Annotated in this window: 20 protein-coding genes; 9 read left to right on the top strand and 11 right to left on the bottom strand. The window is 72.2% G+C overall.

Features of this window, described 5'->3' with window-relative positions; all coding sequences use genetic code 11:
* Positions 1-6: 6 nt before the first annotated feature.
* Entirely contained in the window at positions 7-693 is a 687-nt protein-coding gene (locus ACIBQ6_RS38205; protein ID WP_397218058.1) for an MSMEG_4193 family putative phosphomutase, read from the bottom strand.
* Positions 694-839: 146 nt separating this feature from the next.
* On the opposite strand from ACIBQ6_RS38205, the gene ACIBQ6_RS38210 reads away from it, so the two are divergent.
* Together ACIBQ6_RS38210 and ACIBQ6_RS38215 are read left to right on the top strand one after the other, a co-directional pair.
* Complete coding sequence (locus ACIBQ6_RS38210; RefSeq protein ID WP_358302276.1) at positions 840-1,787, top strand: aldo/keto reductase; 948 nt, start codon at positions 840-842, stop codon at positions 1,785-1,787.
* A 127-nt stretch (positions 1,788-1,914) separates the two neighbouring features.
* On the top strand, positions 1,915-2,796 hold the full coding sequence (locus ACIBQ6_RS38215) for a hypothetical protein (protein ID WP_397218060.1): 882 nt from the start codon (positions 1,915-1,917) through the stop codon (positions 2,794-2,796).
* A gap of 7 nt (positions 2,797-2,803) precedes the next feature.
* Here the strand turns inward: ACIBQ6_RS38215 and fabI are convergent, their stop codons facing one another.
* Together fabI and ACIBQ6_RS38225 are read right to left on the bottom strand one after the other, a co-directional pair.
* Positions 2,804-3,568 carry an enoyl-ACP reductase FabI gene (gene fabI / locus ACIBQ6_RS38220; protein WP_352327881.1) on the bottom strand — a complete coding sequence of 255 codons (765 nt, stop codon included), beginning with the start codon at positions 3,566-3,568 and terminating at the stop codon, positions 2,804-2,806.
* A gap of 1 nt (position 3,569) precedes the next feature.
* Positions 3,570-4,265, bottom strand: coding sequence for a beta-ketoacyl-ACP reductase (locus ACIBQ6_RS38225; RefSeq protein ID WP_358008091.1), 696 nt, complete (start codon positions 4,263-4,265; stop codon positions 3,570-3,572).
* A gap of 77 nt (positions 4,266-4,342) precedes the next feature.
* Here ACIBQ6_RS38225 and ACIBQ6_RS38230 point away from each other — a divergent pair, with 77 nt between their 5' ends.
* The gene (locus tag ACIBQ6_RS38230) at positions 4,343-5,836 is read left to right on the top strand and encodes a TldD/PmbA family protein (protein ID WP_352327883.1); all 1,494 of its coding nucleotides are present in this window, start codon (positions 4,343-4,345) and stop codon (positions 5,834-5,836) included.
* Positions 5,837-5,850: 14 nt separating this feature from the next.
* The gene (locus tag ACIBQ6_RS38235) at positions 5,851-7,209 is read left to right on the top strand and encodes a metallopeptidase TldD-related protein (protein WP_397218229.1); all 1,359 of its coding nucleotides are present in this window, start codon (positions 5,851-5,853) and stop codon (positions 7,207-7,209) included.
* 181 nt (positions 7,210-7,390) lie between these two features.
* Here the strand turns inward: ACIBQ6_RS38235 and ACIBQ6_RS38240 are convergent, their stop codons facing one another.
* The gene (locus tag ACIBQ6_RS38240; RefSeq protein ID WP_125642491.1) at positions 7,391-7,603 is read right to left on the bottom strand and encodes a dodecin; all 213 of its coding nucleotides are present in this window, start codon (positions 7,601-7,603) and stop codon (positions 7,391-7,393) included.
* 99 nt (positions 7,604-7,702) lie between these two features.
* Between ACIBQ6_RS38240 and ACIBQ6_RS38245 the strand changes: the two genes are divergently transcribed.
* Complete coding sequence (locus tag ACIBQ6_RS38245; RefSeq protein ID WP_357977208.1) at positions 7,703-8,017, top strand: DUF3099 domain-containing protein; 315 nt, start codon at positions 7,703-7,705, stop codon at positions 8,015-8,017.
* 314 nt (positions 8,018-8,331) lie between these two features.
* Here the strand turns inward: ACIBQ6_RS38245 and ACIBQ6_RS38250 are convergent, their stop codons facing one another.
* The 3 genes from ACIBQ6_RS38250 to ACIBQ6_RS38260 form a co-directional block, all read right to left on the bottom strand.
* On the bottom strand, positions 8,332-9,123 hold the full coding sequence (locus ACIBQ6_RS38250; protein WP_397218063.1) for an NTP transferase domain-containing protein: 792 nt from the start codon (positions 9,121-9,123) through the stop codon (positions 8,332-8,334).
* A gap of 2 nt (positions 9,124-9,125) precedes the next feature.
* Positions 9,126-10,115, bottom strand: coding sequence for a GTP 3',8-cyclase MoaA (gene moaA, locus ACIBQ6_RS38255; RefSeq protein ID WP_358302285.1), 990 nt, complete (start codon positions 10,113-10,115; stop codon positions 9,126-9,128).
* 139 nt (positions 10,116-10,254) lie between these two features.
* Positions 10,255-10,620 (bottom strand): helix-turn-helix domain-containing protein, encoded by a 366-nt coding sequence (locus tag ACIBQ6_RS38260; RefSeq protein ID WP_358302288.1) that lies wholly within the window; start codon positions 10,618-10,620, stop codon positions 10,255-10,257.
* Positions 10,621-10,732: 112 nt separating this feature from the next.
* Here ACIBQ6_RS38260 and ACIBQ6_RS38265 point away from each other — a divergent pair, with 112 nt between their 5' ends.
* Complete coding sequence (locus tag ACIBQ6_RS38265) at positions 10,733-11,386, top strand: NAD(P)-dependent oxidoreductase (RefSeq protein ID WP_397218065.1); 654 nt, start codon at positions 10,733-10,735, stop codon at positions 11,384-11,386.
* A 151-nt stretch (positions 11,387-11,537) separates the two neighbouring features.
* On the opposite strand, the gene ACIBQ6_RS38270 is transcribed toward ACIBQ6_RS38265, so the two are convergent.
* The 3 genes from ACIBQ6_RS38270 to ACIBQ6_RS38280 all read right to left on the bottom strand — a co-directional run bounded on the left by ACIBQ6_RS38270 (position 11,538) and on the right by ACIBQ6_RS38280 (position 15,275).
* Entirely contained in the window at positions 11,538-12,038 is a 501-nt protein-coding gene (locus ACIBQ6_RS38270; protein ID WP_358302293.1) for a hypothetical protein, read from the bottom strand.
* Positions 12,039-12,191: 153 nt separating this feature from the next.
* A complete protein-coding gene (locus tag ACIBQ6_RS38275; protein ID WP_397218067.1) occupies positions 12,192-13,349 on the bottom strand; it encodes a hypothetical protein in 1,158 nt (385 codons plus the stop codon).
* Positions 13,350-13,430: 81 nt separating this feature from the next.
* Positions 13,431-15,275 carry a long-chain fatty acid--CoA ligase gene (locus ACIBQ6_RS38280; RefSeq protein WP_358302298.1) on the bottom strand — a complete coding sequence of 615 codons (1,845 nt, stop codon included), beginning with the start codon at positions 15,273-15,275 and terminating at the stop codon, positions 13,431-13,433.
* 149 nt (positions 15,276-15,424) lie between these two features.
* On the opposite strand from ACIBQ6_RS38280, the gene ACIBQ6_RS38285 reads away from it, so the two are divergent.
* Both ACIBQ6_RS38285 and ACIBQ6_RS38290 read left to right on the top strand, forming a co-directional pair.
* Positions 15,425-16,915, top strand: coding sequence for an oligopeptide:H+ symporter (locus tag ACIBQ6_RS38285; protein ID WP_358302301.1), 1,491 nt, complete (start codon positions 15,425-15,427; stop codon positions 16,913-16,915).
* A gap of 11 nt (positions 16,916-16,926) precedes the next feature.
* Positions 16,927-17,541, top strand: coding sequence for a trimeric intracellular cation channel family protein (locus ACIBQ6_RS38290; protein ID WP_352363435.1), 615 nt, complete (start codon positions 16,927-16,929; stop codon positions 17,539-17,541).
* Between the two features lie 49 nt (positions 17,542-17,590).
* Here ACIBQ6_RS38290 and ACIBQ6_RS38295 read toward each other — a convergent pair whose 3' ends face one another.
* The gene (locus tag ACIBQ6_RS38295) at positions 17,591-19,021 is read right to left on the bottom strand and encodes a PLP-dependent aminotransferase family protein (RefSeq protein ID WP_397218070.1); all 1,431 of its coding nucleotides are present in this window, start codon (positions 19,019-19,021) and stop codon (positions 17,591-17,593) included.
* A 63-nt stretch (positions 19,022-19,084) separates the two neighbouring features.
* Between ACIBQ6_RS38295 and ACIBQ6_RS38300 the strand changes: the two genes are divergently transcribed.
* The gene (locus tag ACIBQ6_RS38300) at positions 19,085-19,687 is read left to right on the top strand and encodes a hypothetical protein (RefSeq protein WP_358302308.1); all 603 of its coding nucleotides are present in this window, start codon (positions 19,085-19,087) and stop codon (positions 19,685-19,687) included.
* The last annotated feature ends 16 nt before the right edge of the window (positions 19,688-19,703 follow it).

The following is a 19,703-nucleotide window of genomic DNA, read 5'->3' on the forward strand; positions in this document are numbered from 1 at the left end:
CTGACCTTACGTGGTCCCGGGTCCACCGCCGACGGCGGCATCGCTCCCGGTGATGTTTTCTCCCCCGTCTTTCTCCTCCGAATCCTCGGGCAACCGCAATTCCCCCATATCGTTAATCCTGAGAACAAAGGGACGCAAGGGGGCATAGCGAATCACGGTGAGGGCCGCAGGATCGGCTGTTATCCGCTGAAAATGATCGAGGTGCAGCCCCAGAGCGTCCGCCACGATCGCCTTGATGACGTCTCCGTGCGTGCACGCCAGGTAGACACCCTTCAACCCGAGGCGTCGATTCCACTCCCGGACCGCGGCGACCGCCCGATGTTGCATATCGGCCAGCGACTCTCCTTCCGGAAATGTCACCGCACTGGGATGCGCCTGCACGGTCTGCCAGAGCGGCTCCCGCGCGAGCTCCTTGAGCGGGCGGCCCGTCCAGGCGCCGTAGCCGCACTCGATCAGCCGCTCGTCGAGGACCACGTCCGCCCCGCGGCCCTTGGCGACGGCCTCGGCGGTCTCGCGGCAGCGTTCGAGCGGGCTGGAGACGACGGCGTCGAGCCGGACCCCGGCGATGCGGCCGGCCAGCGCCTCGGCCTGCGCCCGCCCGGCCTCGCTCAGGTGCACCCCCGGGGTGCGCCCGGCCAGCACCGGCCCGGTGAGGTCGGTCAGCCCGTGGCGGGCCAGCAGAAGGGTGGTCACACCAGCAAGTGTCGCAGGCGCGGATCACCATGTTTCACGCACCTGCGAGAAAACTTCGCATCCACCCGCCGCCACGCTCCTCACCAGGCAGGACATTGGAGCGGCGGACTGGCGGGCGAGCCCGTTCTTGGTAACCTGGCGGGATCATGGAGCAGCGCTATGTCGGCCGCAGCGGCCTGTCGGTGTCCCGGCTGGGGCTCGGCACGATGACCTGGGGCCGTGACACCGACCCGGAGGAGGCGGCCGCCCAGCTCCGTTCGTTCCTCGACGCGGGCGGCACCCTCGTCGACACCGCCGACGTCTACACCGGGGGCGACTCCGAGCGGCTGCTCGGCCGCATGCTGCGCGACTCCGTGCCGCGCTCGGAGCTGGTGATCTCCACCAAGGCCGTGGTCACCCCGACCGGCCGCCGGCCGCGCGACGCCTCCAGGCGCCACCTGATCGCCGCCGTCGACGAGTCGCTCAACCGGCTCGGCCTCGACTACGTCGACCTGTGGCAGCTGCACACCTACGACTCCGAGGTGCCGCTGGAGGAGACCCTGGCCGCCCTCGACGCGATCGTCTCCTCCGGCCGGGCCGTCTACGCCGGCGTGTGCGACTACGCGGGCTGGCAGCTCGCCGCCGCCGCGGTCACCCAGAGGTCGGTCCCCGGCCGCATCCCGATCACCTCGGCCCAGGTCGAGTACTCGCTGCTGGCCCGCGAGCCCGAGCGCGAGCTGCTGCCCGCCGCCGCCCACCTCGACGTCGGCGTGCTGGCCTGGTCGCCGCTGGGCCGGGGTGTGCTGACCGGCAAGTACCGCACCGGCATCCCGGCCGACTCCCGCGCCGCGACGCCGCACTTCGCCGACTTCGTCCGCCCCTATCTCGACGAGCGCGGCCGCAGCGTGGTCGAGTCGGTCACCACCGCCGCCGACGGGCTCGGCGTCTCGCCGCTGGCGGTGGCCTTGTCGTGGGTGCGCGACCAGCCCGGGGTGGCCTCGGCGATCGTCGGCGCCCGCACCCACACGCAGCTCAAAGGGATTCTGTCGGCCGAGGACGTCGTGCTCCCGATCGAGATCCGGGAGGCGCTGGATGACGTGTCCTCGCTCGACTGACGACGAACGAGAATCCATCTCGCGTATCACTAGTCGATACCGAATCGCAACTTTACCGGGAAAAAGCCTGCGTCTGACGGGCCTTGTCCATAAGGATTTCCTCCTGAAGCGACACAGGAGGGGACGGATGGGGAGCAGGACCGCGATCTCGGCCGGGGTGCTCGCGGTGGCGCTGGCGGCGATCCCGGCGGGGGCGCCGGCCGCTTCCGCCGCCGCCGTCCAGGGCTGCCCGGGCGAGGGTGGGCTGCTCTCGGGCGTCACCGACACGCTGTGCGACGTCGTCGGCGCGCTCACGGGCACGGTCGACGACGTGACCGGCGGCAAGGCCGACCCGGTGACCAAGGGCGTCGACAAGGCCACCGGCGAGGTGCTGGGCACCGTCGGCGACGCCGTGCCGACCGGCAGGCCCGCCGAACCGTCCCACTCGGACCGCCCCTCCCCCAGCCCCAGCCACAGCGACCTGGTGCCCGAGACGCTGAAGGACGTGTGCCTGCCGGTGCTGGCCTGCGACGACCAGGGCGTGCTCCCGTCGCTGACGGCCTACCCCACCCCGACGGCCTCGCCCGGGACCGAGACCGGGCCCGAGACCGGGACCGGGACCGGGCGCCGCCGGAGCGACCGGCCGCACGAGCGCGAGACCGACGAGGCCACCGCGCCGCTGCCGACGCAACCGCCCACGCCGCCGCAGCACCAGCCGTACACGCTGGACGACGAGCGGCCGGTCACCGCCGAGGAGCCGACCGCCGATCCCGACGACTCGCGGGTGGAGCTGCTGTGGCCCAACCCGTTCGGGCGCGAGCTGGCCGTGCCGCTGCGCGACCAGCGAGTGGTGCGGCCCAGCCCGCCGGCTCACGACGTGCTGGGCACCGTGCTGACGATCGTGCTGCTGGGGTCGGCGGTGCTGGCCACCCGGATCGTGCAGCAGCGGCGGCACCGGGCCGAGCCGAGCGAGTCGATCCCGTTCGAGCCGGCCCCGGCGGGCAGCAGCGGCAGGCACCGCCTGGCGTGAGGCGCGCTCAGCCGCCGATCGCGTGCGCGCCGCCGTCGACGTGCACGATCTCGCCGGTGGTGGCGGGGAACCAGTCGGACATGAGCGCCACGCACGCCTTGGCGGCCGGGACGGTGTCGGTGAGGTCCCAGCCCAGCGGCGAGCGCTCGGGCCAGCTCTCCTCGAACTCCTTGAAGCCCGGGATCGACTTGGCGGCCATCGTGCGCAGCGGCCCGGCCGAGACCAGGTTGACCCGGATGTTGTGCTTGCCCAGGTCGCGGGCGAGGTAGCGGCTGCACGACTCGAGGCCGGCCTTGGCCACGCCCATCCAGTCGTAGACCGGCCAGGCCTTGGAGGCGTCGAAGTCGAGGCCGACGACCGCGCCGCCCTCCTTCATCAGCGGCAGGCAGGCCACGGCCAGCGACTTGAACGAGTACGTGGACACCTGCAGGGCGGTGGCGACGTCCTCCCACGGCGTGTTGAGGAAGTTGCCGCCGAGGGCGCTCTGCGGCGCGAAGCCGATGGAGTGCACGACGCCGTCGAGCCCGTCGACGTGCTCGCCCACGCGGGCGGCCAGCGTGTCGAGCTGGTCGGTGTCCTGGACGTCGAGCTCCAGCACCGGCGGGGTCTGGGGCAGCCGCTTGGCGATGCGCTCGACCAGGCTCAGCCGGCCGAACCCGGTGAGCACCACCGTCGCGCCCTCCTCCTGGGCCAGCTTGGCCACCGAGAAGGCGATGGAGGCGTCGGTGAGCACGCCGGTCACGAGGATTCGCTTGCCTTCGAGAATTCCCACGTCAGTGCCCCATTCCGAGTCCGCCGTCGACCGGGATCACGGCCCCGGTGATGTACGAGGCGTCGTCGCCGGCCAGGAAGCGGACGACGCGCGCGATCTCCGCTGGGGCGGCCTGCCGCCCCAGCGGGATGTTCTTGACGATGGCCTCCTGGTCGAGGCCGGACGTCATGTCGGTGGCCACGAAGCCGGGCGCGACCACATTGACGGTGATGTTGCGCGAGCCGTACTCGCGGGCCAGGGAGCGGGCGAAGCCGACCAGGCCGGCCTTGGAGGCGGCGTAGTTGGCCTGGCCCGCCTGGCCGGACAGGCCGACCACGGAGGAGATGAGGATGATGCGGCCGCGCTTGATCTTCATCATGGGCCTGATGGCGCGCTTGGCCACGCGGTAGGCCCCGGTCAGGTTGGCGTCGATGACGTCGGTGAAGGTCTCCTCCTTCATCATCGCCAGCAGGGTGTCCTTGGTGATGCCCGCGTTGGAGACGAGGACCTCGACCGGCCCCTGCTCGGCCTCGACCTTGTCGAAGGCGGCCTCGACCTCGGCCGTGCTGGTGACGTCGCAGCGGACGCCGAACAGACCCTCCGGCGGCTCCCCCGATCGGTAGGTGACCGCGACGGCGTCGCCGGCCGCGGCGAGTTCACGGGCGATCGCGAGGCCGATGCCGCGATTGCCTCCGGTGACGAGTACAGAGCGTGCCATGGCATCTGACGCTATCTCTTACTTGCGGGTATCCGCTTGTCCGGGTGGCACAAGATCACAGGGTTAGGATCGTGGACATGCGCCAGATCGATCCCGATTTCCTGGAGCTGCCGCTGCGGCAGCTCGCGGACGCGGCCCTGCAACGCGCCCGCGACCTCGGCGCCGAGCACGCCGACTTCCGGCTCGAACGCGTCAGGGCCGAGACGCTGCGCCTGTACGACGCCCGCCTCGAAGGCGCGCTCGACGCCGACGACCTCGGCTACGCGGTCCGTGTCGTCAAGGGTGGCACATGGGGATTCGCGGCCGGCATCCACCTGACCCCGCAGGCCGCCGCGGCGGTGGCCGAGCAGGCGGTGCGGGTGGCCGAGGTGAGCGCGCCGGTCAACCGGGAGCCCATCGAGCTGGCGCCCGAGCCGGTGCACGCCGACGCGGTGTGGGTCTCCGACTACGACGTCGACCCGTTCGAGGTGCCCTCCGCCGACAAGGTGGGGCTGCTGGCCGACTGGTCGGCCGGGCTGCTCAAGGGCGCCGACCACGTCTCGGCGCGGCTGCTGCAGGTCAAGGAGCAGAAGTTCTACGCCGACACCGCGGGCACGGTGACCACGCAGCAGCGCGTGCGGGTGCATCCGTCGCTCAACGCGATGAAGGCGCACGAGGGCGGCTTCGACGACATGTCCACGATCGCGCCGCCGGTCGGCCGCGGCTACGAGTACCTGACCGGCACGGGCTGGGACTGGCCGGCCGAGCTGGGCCGGCTGCCCGAGCTGCTGGCCGAGAAGCTGGCCGCGCCCTCGGTCGAGGCGGGCGACTACGACCTGGTGATCGACCCGTCCAACCTGTGGCTGACGATCCACGAGTCGATCGGCCACGCCACCGAGCTCGACCGCGCGCTGGGCTACGAGGCCGCCTACGCCGGCACCAGCTTCGCCACCTTCGACCAGCTCGGCGAGCTGGTCTACGGCTCGCCGCTGATGAACGTCACCGGCGACCGCACGGTCACCCACGGCCTGGCCACGGTCGGCTACGACGACGAGGGCGTGCGGGGGCAGAGCTTCGACATCGTCAAGGACGGCGTGCTGGTGGGCTACCAGCTCGACCGGCGGATGGCGCTGATGAAGGGGTTCGGGCGCTCCAACGGGTGCGCGTTCGCCGACTCCCCCGGCCACATGCCGATCCAGCGCATGGCGAACGTGTCGCTGGCCGCCGCCCCCGGCGGGCCCTCCACCGAGGAGCTGATCGCGGGCGTGGAGCGCGGCCTGTACATCGTGGGCGACAAGAGCTGGTCGATCGACATGCAGCGCTACAACTTCCAGTTCACCGGGCAGCGGGCGTACCGGATCTCGCACGGGAAGCTGGCCGGGCAGGTCAGAGACTTCGCCTACCAGGCCACCACGACCGATTTCTGGCAGTCGATGGACGGCGTCGGCGGGCCGGGCACGTACGTGCTGGGCGGCGCCTTCAACTGCGGCAAGGGCCAGCCGGGGCAGGTCGCGCCGGTCAGCCACGGATGCCCGTCGGCGCTGTTCAGGGGCGTGCGCGTGCTCAACACGGTGCAGGAGGGCGGCAAGTGACTACTCCGCAGGAGATGGTGGAGAGGGCTCTGGAGCTCTCCGCGAACGACGGCTGCGTGGTGCTGGTGGACGAGGGCTCCACGGCCAACCTGCGCTTCGCGGGCAACACGCTGACGACCAACGGCGTGGCCCGCTCGTCCCGGCTGACCGTGATCTCGGTGGCCGGGCAGGGCGTGGGCGTGGTCTCGCGCTCGGCCGTGCGCGCCGACCAGCTCCCCGACGTGGTCGCGGCGGCCGACCGGGCGGCCCGCGAGGCCCGGCCGGCCGAGGACGCCCGCCCGCTGGTCGAGGGCGGCCCGGCCGCGCCCGGCTGGGACGACGAGGTGCGGCCGACCGACATCGGGGTGTTCGAGCGGTTCGCGCCCGCGCTCGGCGAGGCGTTCTCGGCCGCCGAGTCCGGCGACAGGAAGCTCTACGGCTTCGCCGAGCACTCCCTCACCTCGACCTTCCTCGGCACCTCCACCGGCGTGCGGCTGCGGCACGACCAGCCGACCGGCCGCCTGGAGCTCAACGCCAAGTCCGGCGACCTGAAGCGGTCGGCCTGGACCGGCGTGTTCACCGAGGACTTCGCCGACGTCGACGTGGCCGCGCTCGGCGCCTCGCTGGCCCAGCGCCTGGAGTGGGCCAAGACCCGGATCGACCTGCCCGCGGGCCGCTACGAGACGCTGCTGCCGCCGAGCGCGGTGGCCGACCTGATGATCTACCTGTACTGGTCCTCGGGCGCCAGGGACGCGCGCGACGGCCGCTCGGTGTTCTCCGGGCCGGGCGGCGGCACGCGGGTGGGCGAGCAGCTCGCCACGCTGCCGATCACGCTGTCCAGCGATCCCCGGGCCGCGGGCATCTCGTGCGCGCCGTTCGTCACCGCGCACGCCTCCAGCCGCGACGGCTCGGTGTTCGACAACGGCCTGCCGCTGGCCCCCACCGACTGGATCAGGGACGGCCGGCTGGAGTCGCTGCTCCAGACGCGCTACTCGGCCGAGCTGAGCGGGCTGCCGGTGACGCCCGGCATCGACAACCTGGTCATGTCCGGCCCGGCGGAGGGCGCCCGGTCGCTGGAGGAGATGATCGCCTCCACCCGGCGCGGGCTGCTCGTCACCTGCCTGTGGTACATCCGCGCGGTCGATCCCCAGACGCTGCTGGTCACGGGCCTCACCCGCGACGGCGTCTACCTGGTGGAGCACGGCGAGGTCGTCGGCGAGGTGAACAACTTCCGGTTCAACGAGAGCCCGGTCGACCTGCTCGGGCGCGTCACGGAGGTGGGGGCGGCCGAGCGCACGCTGCCCCGCGAGTGGAACGACTACTTCCAGCGCACGGTGATGCCGCCGCTGCGGGTGCCGGACTTCAACATGTCGACGGTCAGCCAGGCGAGCTGACCCCGCCGTACGTCAGGGCCGTACATCACGGCCGGGCGCGCCCGCCGTCCCGCGATCGAGCGGGGCGGCGGGCGTCGTCGTGCCGGCCGCCGTCCGGGCCCCCAGCGGGCCGCAGGGCGTGCCGGGGCCGGGACGGGGGTCGGGTGTGCCGGGGCGCCGGCCCCGGGCCGTCGGGGGACGGTCAGGAGTCCTCCAGGCGGAAGCCCACCTTCATGCCCACCTGGTAGTGCGCGATCTCGCCTCCGTCGAGGTGGCCGCGGATCTCGGTGACCTCGAACCAGTCCAGGTGGCGCAGGGTCTGCGAGGCCCGCTGGAGGCCGTTGCGGATGGCCTGGTCAAGGCTCTCCCCCGACGTGCCGACTATCTCAGTGACCCGATACGTTCGATCCGTCATCTCCCCATCCTCCTTACTCGAAGGCCATGATCGCATGACCCTCCTCATCGCCCGGCCGCGCCGTCGCGCCCTGCCCGTACGAGGTCTACCGTGGAAGGTATGAAGGGGTGGCGCAAGAAGCCGGACGTCCACCAGGTCACCGACGCCAGACCCTCGCTCACGGCGGACATCCGCAAGCGTGAGGTCGCCTACCTGATCAAGATGGGCATCCGGACGATCTGCCTGATCCTGGCGGTCGTGGTGCCGGTGCCGTGGCCCTACCGGCTGCTGTTCATCGCCGGGGCAGTGTTTTTGCCATACATTGCCGTAATCGGGGCCAATGAGCGCAGCGAGGGCGCGCCGCCGCCCCACTTTCAGTCCCCCGAGGCTAACCAAACCGAGATACCGCTGCATCGACGCGAGATCGGGTCGTGACTAAGTCTTGACGCATCCCATGGGTTGTAGGTGTACGCTTTAGGCAAGCGCTCCGGTCCCCCGTCGGAGTGCTGGTGCCGGCGTTCCGGGCCCCCGTCGGAACGCCGATGAAGCGACGCCGGGTGGTTTGCCCCCGTAACCACCCGGCGTCGCCCTTTTCCTGGCCAGCCCTTTGCATTGGACGATCAGTCCCCCGCGCCGGCCGGAGTCCGATAGGACCGCTTTCCCGAAATCGTTTACACCGGCCTCCTCCTCGTAATTCTCAGGAAATCTTCAGGAAGCGGCCGGCTTGACTTCAAGAGTTCGTTCGAGTGTCAGCCGTCAGTCAGCGTCTCGGTGGTCGCCTGCTCCCAGTTCTTCGCCAATGTGACCAGTCTGGCCACGGCGTCCTCAGGGGCGCTGCCCGCGCCCTGGGCCAGCCCGAGCAGGTAGGCGGTGAGCGGCGCGGCGGGCCTGGCCACCCCGTGGGCGACCTCCTTGGTCAGGTCGAGGACCAGGTCGCGGTCCACCCGGGCGGGGTCGACGCCCAGCTCCTTGCACACCAGCGCCGTCCACTCGGCGAGTACGTTCATGCGAGCCTCCTTCAGGTCGTCCATCGTGTCGCAGTCGAACCACGGCCGGCCCGGCGAGGCCAGCCGCGTTCCGGTCAGGGGGCCGAGCAGGCCCTTGAGGGAACGCCCTGGGTAGGCGGCGAGCGCCGCCCGCAGCTGCGGCACCGGCCAGGCGCCGACGAGCCACTGCTCGCGGCCGTCGTCGTCGACCATGACCGCCCCCGCGCCGGGACGGGCCGCCGCCAGCAGCTCCCGCACGTGCGCGGCCGTCAGGAACGGCAGGTCGCCGGCGAGCAGCACCAGCCACGGCGCCTCGACCTCGCGCAACCCGGCGGCCAGCGCGGGGACGGGCCCGCCCCCCGGCGGGTCCTCCCGCGTGAACACGACCCCGGGCAGCTCCCGGGTCGGCCCGACGACGACCGTGCGGCGCGCGCCGGACGCCGCCGCGACCACCCGCTCGACCAGCGGACGGCCGCCGACGGTCAGGCCGGGCTTGTCGGCGCCGCCCAGGCGGCGGGCCGCTCCCCCGGCCAGGACGACCGCGTCGAAGAGCATCGTCAGCCGCCGATGGCCGACATCGGCCTGGACGGCTGGAGGAAGGACGGGTCGTCGATGCCGTGCCCGGCGCGCTTGCGGGCGACCGCGGCGACCCAGCGGGCGGCCAGGTCGTCGTCGGAGGCGCCCGCGCGCATGGCGGTCTTGAGGTCGGACTCCTCGGTGGCGAACAGGCAGTTGCGCACCTGGCCGTCGGCGGTGAGCCGGACCCGGTCGCAGGCACCGCAGAACGGGCGCGTCACCGAGCCGATCACGCCGACCCGGGCCGGGCCGCCGCCGACCAGGAACCGCTCGGCCGGGGCGCTGCCGCGCTGCTCCAGGTCGTCGGGGGTCAGGTCGAAGGCGGCCGAGAGGCGTTCGAGGATCTCGTCGGCGGTGATCATGCCTTCGCGGGTCCAGCCGTGCTGGGCGTCGAGCGGCATCTGCTCGATGAAGCGCAGCTCGTAGCCGCGCTCCAGGCAGAAGCGCAGCAGCGGCACGGCCTCGTGGTCGTTGACGCCGCGCATGAGCACCGCGTTGACCTTGACCGGGCGCAGGCCCGCCGCGTCGGCGGCGGCCAGCCCGGCGATGACGTCGGCGTGCCGGTCGCGGTGGGCGAGCTGCTTGAACGTGGCCGGGTCGAGCGTGTCGAGTGAGACGTTGACCCGGTCGAGGCCGGCCCGCGCCAGCGGCTCGGCCAGCCGGGCCAGGCCGATGCCGTTGGTGGTCAGCAGCACCTGGGGACGCGGGTCGAGGGCGGTGGTGCGGGCGACGATGTCGACCAGCTCGCGCCGCAGCAGCGGCTCGCCGCCGGTGTAGCGCACCTCGGTGACGCCCAGCCGCTCGACGCCTATGCGCACCAGCCGGACGATCTCGTCGGCCGTCAGCAACTGGGCCTTGGGCAGCCAGTCGAGCCCTTCGGGCGGCATGCAGTACGTGCAGCGCAGATTGCACTTGTCCGTGAGGGACACCCGCAGATCCGTCGCCACCCGTCCGAACGAGTCTCGCAACATGGGGCGTCACCTCCTGTCCGTTTCGCCAGAGAGCCAGACTACGACGGGTGTCGCGCGGCGCTCAAAACCGCCTGCCTCTCCCTGGCAGGCAACGCGCCGCGCCGGTGATCGATTCCGTGGGGCCGCCGGGACGGGATCGTCAGGGGTGGGCGGCCTGCCAGGACTCGCGGGCGTCGATGAGCTCCGACAGGTGCCGTCTGGACCACTCGCAGCCGGCCGCCATGGGCGCGAGCAGGCTGCGGCCGAGGGGGGTCAGCGCGTACTCGACGCGGGGCGGGATCTCGGCGTAGGCCGTGCGGGTGAGCAGGCCGTCGCGTTCCATGGCGCGCAGGGACTCGGTGAGGACCTTCGGGGTTATGCCGCGCAGCGGGACCTGCAGCTCGGTGAAGCGTCTCGGGCCCTGCTCCAGACAACGGATGATCTTGGCGGTCCACTTGTCGCCGACGCGGACGGGGGCGACGTGGACACAGGCGGCGAACATGTCGGGGTCAAGGGGTTCGGCCATGACGTCCATGCTAGGCGGCGGGAGCTCACTATCGTTGCGGGAAGTGACCATCGGGCGTCTACCGTCTGCCGGGCGCGGCCGGGTGTGCCGGCCGCTGGACGGAGTGTTGACGATGAGCAGGATCGTGGTTTTCGGCGCGGGCGGACGGGCCGGCGCGCGGGTGGTCGGGCAGGCCGTGGAGCGGGGGCACGAGGTGACGGCCGTGGTGCGCGACCCGGCCCGGTACGCGGGGCCGTCCGGTGACGGCGTGCGGGTGGTCGCCGGTGACGTGACCGACCGGGAGAGCGTGGCGGCGGTCGCGGCGGGGCACGACGTGGCGGTGCAGGCGAGCGTCCGGCTGGACGTGCCGTCCGCGGAGTTCTACACGGCGGCGGCGCGGGCGCTGACCGGCGGGCTGGCGGCGGCGGGCGTGCCCCGGCTGGTGGCGCTGGGCATCGGCACCCTGCTGGAGGTCGCGCCGGGGACGCGGCTGGTGGACACCCCCGGCTTCCCCGAGGACGCCCGGACGTTCTCCCTCGGGCACGCCGCCGAGCTGGAGGTCCTCCGCGCGGAGGGCGGGGCTCTGGACTGGGTGGTGATCGCGCCGCCGCCGGTGGTGCTGGACGACCGGGCGGAGCGCAGCGGGCGGCACCGGTTCGGCGGGGAGCAGGTCATGGCCGCCGAGGAGGGCGGGCCGGTGTTCTCCTACGCCGATCTGGCGGCGGCGGTGGTGGCCGAGATCGAGGACCCGCGGCACCACCGGGCGCATGTCGCCGTGGGCTACTGACGGCGACGACCGGCCCGGGAACGGCTCGGAAGACGCTCGGAACAGGGCCGGGAACGGCTCGCGAACGGCCTGGGAACGGCCCGGGAGCGGCTCCGGACGGGGCCGGACATGCCGGAAGCCCGGCCGTGAGGCCGGGCTTCCGCCGGTGCCGCTAGTGGCGGTGGCCGCCGCCGTAGACCTTCACCCAGTCCTTGCCCTCGGAGGGGGCCAGGTACCTGGAGCCCTCGAAGACGGCGCGCCAGGTGCCCGAGGTGTAGGCCCGCTCGCTGGTGCGGAAGGAGCCGTCCCGGTTCGTGCGCACCGACTCGACGTAGTCCCACTTGTCGCTGCCGTCGGCCTGGAAGAGGATCACGACCCGCTTCCACGCCAGACGGTGCCAGCGCTCGCTGTCCTTGCAGTAGTCGGCGTGGTGCACCGCGACGAACCCGCTGATGTAGTCCTCGTCGCAGGACACCGACAGCTTGCCCTGGATGTCGAGGGCCCTGCCGCGCCGCGCCGGCTCGGGGTTGACGTCGAGCTGGAGGCTCGTGCTCCCGCCCGCGAAGTCGGGATCGGGGTCCGTGTCCGCCAGGGCGGGCGCGGCGGCGGCGGTGGCCACCATCGTGGCGCCCAGAGCGGCCGCGGCCAGTCCGGCGGCTAGACGTCGCATCATCAAAAACAAATCCTTCCCCGTCTCGGACGCGCCCCAGGGACGGGACACGTCAACGCCTAATGACGCGTAAGGGTAAAGAAAAGTTGCGATACGACAGATCACGATTAGATAACGACAAATACCCCGGCGGATTTTTGTGCGTGCTTTATTACGTTAACTGGCGATTTGTCGGGGTTTAGTGGTGTATGGCGCGTAGTGGGGGTTTCCTGGGAAGTGCACGCGCCACAGGCCGCCTCTCCTGGGCGGCACCGTCTGCACGAAGGCCCCGGCCGCGTCAGTCGTCGTCTCGGCCACGTCCTCCCAGGCCGGCGAGCCCTCCCCGCGCCACTGGAGCCGCAGCCGCTGCTTGGCGTACGGCCCGAAGTCGGTGAAGCCGCGCGGGTCGATCCTGGTCAGCGAGCCGCGCAGGCGCACGCCGCCGGCGGACTTCGGCGACCTCTCCACCCGGACGGACGACAACCTGGTCGCCCTCCTGAGCTCGAAGGAGGCGTATTCGGTGACCGTGGCGCCGTCGGCGTCCCTGGCGGTGGCGCTGATCGTCCAGGTGCCGGTCGGGTAGAAGCGGTTCAGCTTCTTGTCCGGTAGGAAACGCCAGGTCTGCCAGTCGGCCGCCATCCGGGCCGGCGGGGTCGCCCCCTGCCGCCACACCAGCCGGGGCGGCAGCGTGCCGGTGGACGGGGCCTTCTGCAGGTCGACCCTCGGCTCGGCGGCACCTGGCCCGGCGGCACCTGGATCGGCGACGACCGTCAGGGGCAGCGGCATCAGGGCCCGCAGCCCCTCGACCGGGCCGCCGGAAGCCGGATGCGCGTACGCGCTCCCCGGCGCGGCGCCGGCCGGGCCGACCGGCGACGCCGAAGATCCGGAGGGCCCCGCGGACCCGGCGGACCCGGCGGACTCGGTGGACTCGGCGGGCCCAGAGGACTCGCCGGGCGCCGAGGACGTCCCGGGCGTCCAGGACGAGGAGGACGACGGCGGCCCGGAAACGGCCGGAGGCTGGAGGCCGGGTTCGGCGGCGGGCGGGAGGTCGGAGGCGGGCGGGAGGTCGGCGGCGTCCTCGACCGGGGGCTTGGCCGACAGCAGCGGGCCGGGCGGGGCGCCGGGCTCCACCTTGACGGTGACGCCGTTCTTGCCGCGCGCGCCCCGCGCGATCACGTCGATCACCAGGCTCACCGAGTCGTGGGCACCCACGACCGGGTTCGCGGGCCGTACGGTGATGGCGCGGATGGCGAGCTCGGTCGCGGCGGGATACGCAGGCACGGGCGCCGTGAGCGACCCCGCCGCGAGCGAGACGAGAAGGAGGCTTCTGGTCATGAGCGAGACGCTAGGAACCGCCCGGTCATGACCAGGACCGCGACACGCACCCCTTATGGCAAAGCCGACGGGGGCGCGAGATCAGCGCGCCTCGTCGTAGAGGGACTCGATGATGTCGGCGTACTTGGCGTGGATGACGCGCCGCTTCAGCTTCAGGCTCGGGGTGAGCTCCTCGGTCTCGGCGGTCCACTCGGTGCCGAGCAGCGCCCACCGCTTGACCTGCTGCACCCTGGCCAGCCTGGCGTTGGCGGCCTCGACGGCGGCCGCGACCTCCTTGAGGACGTCGGGGTGCTCGGCCAGCTCGGCCAGGGAGGTGAAGCCGATGCCGCGGGCCTGCGCCCAGCCCGGCGCGGTCTCGCCGTCGAGGGTCAGGACGGCCACCGGGTGCGGGCGGTTGTCGCCGTAGGCGAGGGCCTGGCCGATGAGCAGGTGCTCCTTGAGGTGGTTCTCGATCTCGGCGGGCGAGACGTTCTCGCCGCCGGCGGTGATGATGAGCTCCTTCTTGCGGTCGACGACGCGGTAGAAGCCGTCGTCGTCGACCGTGCCGATGTCGCCGGTGTGCAGCCAGCCGTCGGCGTCGAGCAGCTCGGCGGTGGCCTCGGGGCGGTTGAGGTAGCCGCCGGTGTTGAGCGGGCTGCGGGTGAGGATCTCGCCGTCCTCGGCGATGCGCACCTCGACGCCGGGCTCGGCCCTGCCGACGGTGCCCAGGCGGTAGCAGGAGGGGCTGTTGCCGGTGAAGGCGCCGGTGGTCTCGGTCATGCCGTAGACGTCGATGACCTTGAGGCCGAGGCCGGCGTAGAAGTGCTGGACCTCGGCGGGCAGAGGGGCGGCGCCGGTCGCGGTCCACTCGGCGCGGTCGAAGCCGATCATGCCGCGGACGACCGACAGCAGGGCCGCGTCGGCCTTGTCGTAGGCGGCCTGGATCTCGGGGGTGATCGTGCCGCCGTACTGGCCGGCCTCGACGTAGGCGGCGCCGGCCGCCATGGCCTCGCGTACGGCGGCCTGCTGCTCGGGCGGCTGCGTGGCGAGCACGGCCAGCAGCCGGGCCATCATCTTCTCCCACACGCGCGGTACACCGAAGAACATCATCGGCCTGACCTGGCCGAGCGTGGCGCCGAGGTTGGCCAGGTCGGTGCAGAAGTGCACGTGCGACATCTTGACCAGCGGGAGGTAGAGGCTGAGGATGCGCTCGGCGATGTGGGCGTAGGTGAGGTAGGAGATCTGGGTGCCGTGCGTCGGCAGCGAGGTGATGCGGTCGGTGGCGGCGGCCTCGTAGAAGACGTTGGTGTGGGTGAGCGGCACGCCCTTGGGCATGCCGGTGGTGCCCGAGGTGTAGAGCACGGTGACGACGTCGCCGGCGGCCACCTCGCGGGCGCGGGCCTCGACGGCGGCCTCGTCCTCGGCCAGGCGGGCGCGGCCCAGGTCGAGGAAGTCGGCCCAGGACAGGAAGCGCTCGTCGTCGGGGGCGCCGTCGAGCATGATGATCCGGCGCAGGCCGTCGAGCCGGTCGAGCACCGGCTGCCAGCGGGCCAGCTCGGCGGGGCCGCCCAGCACGGCGAAGCGGGCGCCCACGTCGCCGGCCACGAACGCGATCTGGTCGGGCGCGAAGGTGGAGTAGACCGTGCAGCCCACGCCGCCGGCGTGCACGGCGCCGAGGTCGGCCAGCACGTGCTCGCTGCGGTTGACCATCATGATCGCGACTGACTCGCCGCGCCGCAGGCCGAGGGCGGCGAAGGCGGCCGCGATCTCCAGGATGCGCCGCCGCGCCTGCCCGTAGGTCAACGTCGTCCAGCCGCCGGAGCCTTCGGGGTCGGAGTACGCGGGTGCGTCGGGGTGCCGGGCGGCCACCTGCCTGAGCTGTTCGCAGACCGTGCGACCGGCGATCTCCCGCTCGATGTCGGCCCGTACGTCGAGGACTTCGGCCATGGCACCCGCCTCCAGTCAGTAATCACTTGCACAGGTGGCATGCATCGCACCACACCCTCTGGACAGCGGCAAGACCCAGGCGGAAAACAGTCGGAGCTGTCACGTAGAGTGATCGTCCAGGTGCCGTACGTGTCTCGGGGGGGGCGGGCATGAGCAAGGGCGGAAGGACCTTCTTCGGGCATCCGTGGGGGCTGGCGACCCTGTTCTCCACGGAGATGTGGGAGCGCTTCAGCTGGTACGGCCTGCGGGCGATCCTGGCCACGTTCATGGCGGCCTCGCCGGCCCACAAGGGCCTCGGCATGTCGCAGGAGACCGCGCAGGCGGTGGTCGGCGTCTACGGGGCGCTGATCTACCTGGTGGCGCTGCCCGGCGGCTGGATCGCCGACCGCGTGCTGGGGGCGCGCAGGTCGGTGTTCTGGGGCGGGTTCGTCATCATGCTGGGCCACATCAGCATGGCGATCCCGGTGACGACGTCGTTCTTCGTCTGGCTGGGGCTGCTGCTCATCATCAGCGGCACGGGCCTGCTCAAGCCGAACATCTCGGTCATGGTCGGCCGCCTGTACGGCGAGGACGAGGACGGCCGCCGCGACGCCGGCTTCTCCCTGTTCTACCTGGGCATCAACCTGGGCGCCTTCTTCGCGCCCCTCGTCGTCGGCTGGCTGGCCGACGGCGACCGCTGGCACCTGGGCTTCAGCGCCGCCGCCGTCGGCATGGCCCTCGGCCTGCTGCAGTACGTCTGGGGCGGCCGGAACCTGCGCGGCGTCGGGGAGCGTCCCGGCGTCCGGCTGACGCCGCCCGAGCGCCGCCGGTTCGGCCGGATGGCCGGGGCGGGCGTGGCGGTGACCGCGCTCGCGCTCGGCGCGTGGGCGGCCACGGGCACGCTCACCATCGACCGTCTGGCGCTGGCGATCACGATCGTCATCCTGATCGTGCCGGTGGTCTACTTCGCCTACATCCTGCTGGGCAGCCACAGCCTCACCGACGAGGAGCGCAGCCGGATGAAGGCCTACATCTGGCTGTTCGTCGCGGCGGCGATCTTCTGGATGATCTACGACCTGGCGCCGAGCAAGCTGCTGTTCTTCGCCGCCGACCACACCCGGCTGGAGCTGTTCGGGGTGCCGATCCAGGCGGCGACGACGCAGTCGTTCAACCCGCTGTTCATCATGATCTTCGTGCCGGTGTTCGCGGCGTTGTGGGTGAAGCTCGGGGTGCGGGTGAGCACGCCGCAGAAGTTCGGGTTCGCGCTGGTCATGGTGGGGCTGAGCTTCGTGGTGATGGCGATCGCCGCCGGGCTGGCGACCGGCGGGCGGGTGTCGGTGTGGTGGCTGGTGCTGGTCTACCTGATCCAGGTGTTCGGCGAGCTGTCGCTGAGCCCGGTCGGGCTGTCGGTGACGACGAAGCTGGCGCCGGAGGCGTTCAAGGGGCAGATGCTGGGGATCTGGTTCATCGCGGTGTCGGTGGGCGACGCGGTGGGCGGCCAGACGGGGCGGCTCACCCGGTACCTGTCCGACCCGATGTACTACCTGGTCCTGGCGATCATGGCGATCGCGGCCGGGGTGGCGATGTTCCTGTTCACGCGGAAACTGCGGGTGCTCATGGCCGAGCACTACCATGCGGCGGCCATGCCGCCGATCCGGTAAAAACATCCAACGTGTCTGAAATTCTCGACCTTGTCGGTATTTTTGTCTTCGCACTGACCGGTGCGCTCATGGGTGTGCGCAAGCGGCTCGACGTGGTCGGGATGGGCGTCCTGGCCGAGATGACCGCGCTCGGCGGCGGCCTGGTCCGCGATCTCATTCTCAACGTGCGGCCGGCCGCCTTCCAGAGCCTGGGTTACGTGCTGGTGCCGGTGGCCGCCACGGTGATCGTCTTCTTCTGGCATCCGCACGTGGCCCGCGTGATGCCGGTCATCCTCGTGCTCGACGCGGCCGGCCTCGGCCTGTTCGCGGCCGTCGGCACCGAGAAGGCCCTGGAGTACGGCCTCAGCCCGTTGCACGCCACCATCCTCGGCGTCACGACGGCCGTCGGCGGCGGCGTGATCCGCGACGTGCTGGCCGGCGAGATCCCCACCCTGCTGTACGACCGCCAGCTCTACGCGGTGCCCGCCCTGCTGGGCTCGGCCGTGATGGCGGGCCTGTCCACGGCCGGGCTGCACGGCTGGCCGGCCACGCTGGCCGCCGCGCTGCTGGCCTTCGGCCTGCGCATCACCGCGATGCGCCGCAACTGGCGGGCGCCCCTGGCCAAGGGCGCCGAGGAGCACTCCTGACCCCCACACCACGCGCGAGCAGCCCCCGCACCACACACGGGCGAGCCGCTCACACCATCGGCACGAGCGAGTCGGCGTGGCGGCGGGCGCCGGTGGGGCCCTGGACGCGGGCGCGGGCGATGCGCGCGACGGCGTCGGCCACGGTCTCGGGCGGCAGGGTGAACGGCAGCCGCAGGTAACCCTCCAGGGTGCCTTCCAGGCCGAACCAGGGCCCGGGGGCCAGGCGCACGCCGTGGGAGACGGCGGCGTCGGCGAGCGTGGTGGAGGTGTCGCCGTTGAGCCGCACCCACAGCGTGCCGCCGCCGCGCGGCAGCGTGTACGTCCACTCCGGCAGGTGCCGGGCCAGCGCGGCGGTCAGCGCGTCCCGCGAGGCGCGCAGGCCGCGCAGGCGTTCTGCGCGGGTCTGCGCCATCCGCTCGAACAGGCGGGCGGTGACCAGCTGCTCCATGACCGGGCTGGAGATGTCGACGACCGCGCGGTGCCGGGCCAGCCGGCGGGCCAGGGCGGCCGTGGTGCGAATCCAGCCGATGCGCAGGCCGCCCCACCACAGCTTGGACGCCGACCCGATGCTGATCACCCGGCTGTCGGTGTCGAAGGCGGCCATCGGCGCGGTGCGCGGCACGTCGTCCAGGGCCAGCTCGCTCCAGGTCTCGTCGACCAGCAGGATGACGTCGTTGCGGCGGGCCGCGCCGGCGACGGCGGCGCGGGTGGCGTCGTCCATGAGGGCGCCGGTGGGGTTGTGGAAGTCGGGCATCAGGTAGGCCAGGCGGGCGGCCGACTGCCGCATCGTGGCGGCCATCAGGTCGGACTGCCAGCCCTCGTGCGAGATGCCGAAGGGCACGATCCGGGCGCCGTGCTGGCGGGCCACGTCGATGGCGTGCGGGTAGGTCGGCGACTCGACCATGACGGGGTCGCCGGGGCCGACCAGCAGCCCGGCCACGAGCTGGATGGCGTGCTGGGAGCCGGTGGTGACGACGATCTGGTCCGGCCGGGTGGCCAGGCCGCGCTCGGTGTAGCGGGCGGCGACGCGCTCGCGCAGGACCGGCAGGCCCATGGGGTCGTAGCCGTTGCCCATGCCGTACCTGGGCAGGTCGTCCAGGGCCTCGGCCATGGCCTCGCGCAGCGCGGACGGCGCGGGCGGGGCGGCGCAGTGGAGCTGGATCAGGCCGTCGTCGCCGGTGGACAGCCAGGGGTTCTCGCGGGTGGTGGCCGGGTCCGGCAAGGTCGTCCAGCTTCCCGAGCCCTGCCTGCTGTCCAGGTAGCCGCGCTCGCGCAGCAGGTCGTAGGCGGAGGTGACGGTGGTTCGGCTGACGCCCAGGGTCTCGGCCAGGTGGCGCTCTGCGGGCATGCGCACGCGTACGGGGATCTGGCCGTCCATGATGAGCGCGCGCACGCCGTCGGCCAGGGCGCGGTAGTACGGCCGCGCGGCCGGATCGACGTCGACCAGCCGGGCCACCTGCGCAGCCGACAAATGCCTCATAAGGCCACTTTCCACGATTGGCCCTGTTTTGGCAACCAGTTGGCCTGCCACCATAGGGCCATCATGAGCGAAGCAACCGTCCCCCGCCTGAGTTCCCTCCCCTCCCGCCTCCTGCGCCTCTACGGCGGCCTGGCCCTGTACGGCGCCGGCATCGGGCTGCAGGTGGAGTCGGGCCTCGGCAACGACCCCTGGGACGTCTTCCACCAGGGCCTGGCCCTGCGGCTGGACGTGTCCATCGGCACCGTCATCATCGGCGTCGGCGCCCTGGTGATGCTGCTGTGGATCCCGCTGCGCCAGCGGCCCGGCCTCGGCACGATCAGCAACGTGGTGTTCCTCGGCCTGTTCGCCGACGCGGCGATCCTGCTGCTGCCCACGCCGTCCCACCTGGCCGTCCAGGCGTTGTACGTGGCCCTCGGCGTGGTCGCGATCGCGCTGGCCACCGTGCTCTACATCGGGGCGGGCATGGGCCCGGGGCCGCGCGACGGCGTCATGACCGGCCTGATGCGGCTCGGCCTGTCCGTCCGGCTGGCCCGCTTCCTCATCGAGCTCACCGTGCTGGCCGTGGGCTGGCTGCTCGGCGGCAGCGTCGGCGTCGGGACGCTGGTCTTCGCCCTCGCCATCGGCCCGCTGACCCAGCTGTTCACCCGCTGGTTCCCCTTGTCGTGATCCCGCGCCGGGCCCG

Source organism: Nonomuraea sp. NPDC049655, assembly GCF_044465465.1.
Taxonomy (GTDB): domain Bacteria; phylum Actinomycetota; class Actinomycetes; order Streptosporangiales; family Streptosporangiaceae; genus Nonomuraea.

Bases quoted from the DNA above. Each gene is read 5' to 3' on its own strand.
- ACIBQ6_RS38240 (WP_125642491.1), bottom strand. From the start codon at position 7,603: ATGACGGATCGAACGTATCGGGTCACTGAGATAGTCGGCACGTCGGGG.
- ACIBQ6_RS38265 (WP_397218065.1), top strand. From the start codon at position 10,733: ATGAGCAGGATCGTGGTTTTCGGCGCGGGCGGACGGGCCGGCGCGCGG.
- ACIBQ6_RS38215 (WP_397218060.1), top strand. From the start codon at position 1,915: ATGGGGAGCAGGACCGCGATCTCGGCCGGGGTGCTCGCGGTGGCGCTG.
- ACIBQ6_RS38225 (WP_358008091.1), bottom strand. From the start codon at position 4,265: ATGGCACGCTCTGTACTCGTCACCGGAGGCAATCGCGGCATCGGCCTC.
- ACIBQ6_RS38285 (WP_358302301.1), top strand. From the start codon at position 15,425: ATGAGCAAGGGCGGAAGGACCTTCTTCGGGCATCCGTGGGGGCTGGCG.
- ACIBQ6_RS38270 (WP_358302293.1), bottom strand. From the start codon at position 12,038: ATGATGCGACGTCTAGCCGCCGGACTGGCCGCGGCCGCTCTGGGCGCC.
- ACIBQ6_RS38295 (WP_397218070.1), bottom strand. From the start codon at position 19,021: ATGAGGCATTTGTCGGCTGCGCAGGTGGCCCGGCTGGTCGACGTCGAT.
- ACIBQ6_RS38280 (WP_358302298.1), bottom strand. From the start codon at position 15,275: ATGGCCGAAGTCCTCGACGTACGGGCCGACATCGAGCGGGAGATCGCC.
- ACIBQ6_RS38210 (WP_358302276.1), top strand. From the start codon at position 840: ATGGAGCAGCGCTATGTCGGCCGCAGCGGCCTGTCGGTGTCCCGGCTG.
- ACIBQ6_RS38300 (WP_358302308.1), top strand. From the start codon at position 19,085: ATGAGCGAAGCAACCGTCCCCCGCCTGAGTTCCCTCCCCTCCCGCCTC.
- moaA (WP_358302285.1), bottom strand. From the start codon at position 10,115: ATGTTGCGAGACTCGTTCGGACGGGTGGCGACGGATCTGCGGGTGTCC.
- ACIBQ6_RS38275 (WP_397218067.1), bottom strand. From the start codon at position 13,349: ATGACCAGAAGCCTCCTTCTCGTCTCGCTCGCGGCGGGGTCGCTCACG.
- ACIBQ6_RS38250 (WP_397218063.1), bottom strand. From the start codon at position 9,123: ATGCTCTTCGACGCGGTCGTCCTGGCCGGGGGAGCGGCCCGCCGCCTG.
- ACIBQ6_RS38235 (WP_397218229.1), top strand. From the start codon at position 5,851: ATGGTGGAGAGGGCTCTGGAGCTCTCCGCGAACGACGGCTGCGTGGTG.
- ACIBQ6_RS38245 (WP_357977208.1), top strand. From the start codon at position 7,703: ATGAAGGGGTGGCGCAAGAAGCCGGACGTCCACCAGGTCACCGACGCC.
- ACIBQ6_RS38260 (WP_358302288.1), bottom strand. From the start codon at position 10,620: ATGGCCGAACCCCTTGACCCCGACATGTTCGCCGCCTGTGTCCACGTC.
- ACIBQ6_RS38230 (WP_352327883.1), top strand. From the start codon at position 4,343: ATGCGCCAGATCGATCCCGATTTCCTGGAGCTGCCGCTGCGGCAGCTC.